Here is a 2,488-nt window from a genome sequence, read left to right as displayed (position 1 = left end):
CTCCCGCAGAGACTCCAGCCATGCCATGAGGTCGCTCCTGTAGACGTAGAGATCTCCGTTGGGCAGCTTCACGCAGACAGGGGCGCGGCCCAGCTCGCGCCAGCGGTAGAACGTGCGGCGGGAGACGCCGCCCAGTTCGTCGAGAACCTGCTGTAGCGGCATCAGCTCATCGCGCCCAGCCATCAGGCCCCTCCCCCGCTCGGAAACGAGGGGAGCCCAGGCGCGCCGGCGAGTGCGGCAACGAGGGCGTCGCCCAGGGAGTAGCCCTTTCCGGCGTACTCCCATTCACTGACGACGAGGACGGTGTCCTCGTCGAGGAGGGACAGGCGGCCGGTCGTGATGTCCTCGCCTCTGGCGTGGTTCTGACGGTCCGCGCGGATGTCCCCGAGGGTGGTGGAGTAGCGGCGGGAGCGGGTGGAGAAGTGGCCGCCGAAGCCCAGCATGTGCGCCCACCGGGTCACCCGAAGTTCGGCCAACTCCTCAAAGGCACCCAGGCGAAGGCATTCGGCGATGAGCCGCCGGGCGTGGTCGCGGACGGGCAGGGCGGCCAGGTCCTCGCCGGGGACGATGCGCCGGTCAACAGTGCCGACGCATTCGGCCGCCTTCGTGGCATATTTGGCCACGTATCCGGCGACGGCTTGGTCGGTCAACTCGCCGTACATCATGATCGGGCGGGCGTCGATCTGCTGGCCCCAGCGCAGGACCCGGGCAGGCTCACCGTCGAGGGCGGGAGGCGTGGCGGTGACGACCGAGGCGGCATGCCGTACGGCTTGCCCGAGGAGGTCGAGCGTTGCCCAGGACGGAGGTGGTGAGATCGGTCCGGCAGGTCCGTCGAGGCGGATGACGGCGTGGAGGTGGACGACGCCGCGCCGCTGGTATTCGGCGACTTTGGCGAAGGACACGACGAGCTGCTCGCGCATGTCGCGCAGGGTTAGTCCGCCGAGCTTGGCCAGGTGCCGGCGAAGGGCGTCGGTAAAGCGCTTCCACAGCAGCGGGGCGACCGCGTTGAACAGCACTGAGCCGGTGTAGTCGTAGCAGTCGGGGCACAACGGCTCACCGAGGCACTCATCCTCGCTCCCGTGCCGAGCGGTGCAGGACAGGACCCGCCCGTGCGGGCAGGTCTCGGCGTCGCGTCGAGGGTGACAGGGCAGGACGCTCCCGTTGTGCTGCCTGCGGGAATGAACCGTGCCGAAGGACGGCGCGGTGAGCGTGACGAACAGGCACGGGTGCGCGGTCACTGACGCGGGGACGCCCTTGCCGCCGACGAGGCCGGCGCGGATGAGGTGGTAGGTGTCGGCCCGGTAGGTCTCGGCGCACGAGGGGCAGCGGGAGGCGCGGCGGGTCTTGCACGGCACGCGAAGGACGCCGTCGGGTTCGAGGCGGGTGCTGTAGCGGTGCAGCAAAGTCCCGGTGGCCTTGTCCCAGCGTTCGACCTTGCCGCGGAGGTGGATCGGTTGGCGGCAGCCGTGGGTGCGGCGGATGTGGGATGCCCAGCGGGAGCAGTTCGGGTCGTTCAGTCGGGTGATGGCGCCGCGGATGGCGTGCGCGTTGATGGTGGATGCGGGCAAGATGGAGACCTCCTTTCACTCGATGGGTGGAGGGATGGCCCCCGACCTGGCAGGCGTCTTGGCGGATGTACGGCCAGGCCGGGGGCGCTGAGGCTCAGCAGAAGCCGAGCCCGTCACAGTGGCGGCAGGTGTCGCCGTAGGAGTCCAAGCCGCCCCCGCCGCAGTGGCAGCACTGCCACCGCTTGGGCGTGATCTCGGCGTGCGGGACCGACTCGGTGTCGTTGTTCATGTAGTGATCTCCTTTCATCAGGCGGGTTCGGACAGGCTGCGTAGGGTGCGGAGCAGGTCGGAAGCGAGCTGGTTGGACACGCCCAGGCGAGCGCGGAGCAGGTCGCGGGTGATCGGTTTGCCGTGCTTGGCGTGGTGCTCGTCGGCCACGCGGCGGGCGTAGTCGACCAAGGCCGGGGACGGTCCCGTCTCGCCGTCCTGCCCGGCCTCAGATGCGGGGACGAGCGCCGGGGCTGAGGACGAGGGGACGGACGACGAGAACGGCATGACGTCGGCCGGGGACGTCGCCAGGACGGGCGCCGGGGACGACTGCGGACCGGTGGCGCGGCGTTCGAGCATCGAGACGGCGATGAGGAATGCCCCGGCGGGGGTGGCTGCCGTCAGCCAACCCCACATGGTGGGTTCGGCCTGGTGGAGGTTGGCGGCAAGGGACAGCATGATCCCGCCGGCCAGGACGAGCGTCGGCCAGGACACCCACCCGTTGCGCTGGCGTCCGGTCTTCTTGTCCCGCTGGCGTTCGCGGGCGGCCATGACGCAGGTGAGGTCGACACACACGGCCACGGCCCAGGACATCCAGCCGATCTGCCCGTGGTCGGTGGCGGTGTCGCGGATGTGGGTGAACGATCCGGCACCCGCGATGGCGGCTAGGGCGTGTATTTGGTTGTGATCAAGGGGTGGCCTGGGTGAGGTCT

Annotated in this window: 4 protein-coding genes; all 4 read right to left on the bottom strand. The window is 69.8% G+C overall.

The window, feature by feature from the left end; genetic code table 11:
- The coding region (locus HCK04_RS40065) for a helix-turn-helix domain-containing protein (protein ID WP_142652739.1) at positions 1 to 183 on the bottom strand (183 nt) is incomplete at its 3' end.
- The gene (locus HCK04_RS40060) at positions 183 to 1,568 is read right to left on the bottom strand and encodes a replication initiator (protein ID WP_142652738.1); all 1,386 of its coding nucleotides are present in this window, start codon (positions 1,566 to 1,568) and stop codon (positions 183 to 185) included. The genes HCK04_RS40060 and HCK04_RS40065, both read right to left, overlap by 1 nt.
- 94 nt (positions 1,569 to 1,662) lie before the next feature.
- Positions 1,663 to 1,797, bottom strand: a complete 135-nt coding sequence (locus tag HCK04_RS44005; protein WP_260617571.1) for a hypothetical protein — start codon at positions 1,795 to 1,797, stop codon at positions 1,663 to 1,665.
- Positions 1,798 to 1,814: 17 nt separating this feature from the next.
- Entirely contained in the window at positions 1,815 to 2,453 is a 639-nt protein-coding gene (locus HCK04_RS40055) for a DUF2637 domain-containing protein (RefSeq protein WP_142652740.1), read from the bottom strand.
- Between the last annotated feature and the right edge of the window lie 35 nt (positions 2,454 to 2,488).

This window comes from Microbispora sp. CL1-1, from assembly GCF_012034195.1.
Lineage (GTDB): Bacteria > Actinomycetota > Actinomycetes > Streptosporangiales > Streptosporangiaceae > Microbispora.
Note: the sequence above shows the minus strand (reverse complement) of the source record. Positions and strands in the feature narration are given on the sequence as shown.

Excerpts from the sequence above, each read along its gene's own strand:
- HCK04_RS44005 (WP_260617571.1), bottom strand. The coding sequence starts at position 1,797 with ATGAACAACGACACCGAGTCGGTCCCGCACGCCGAGATCACGCCCAAG.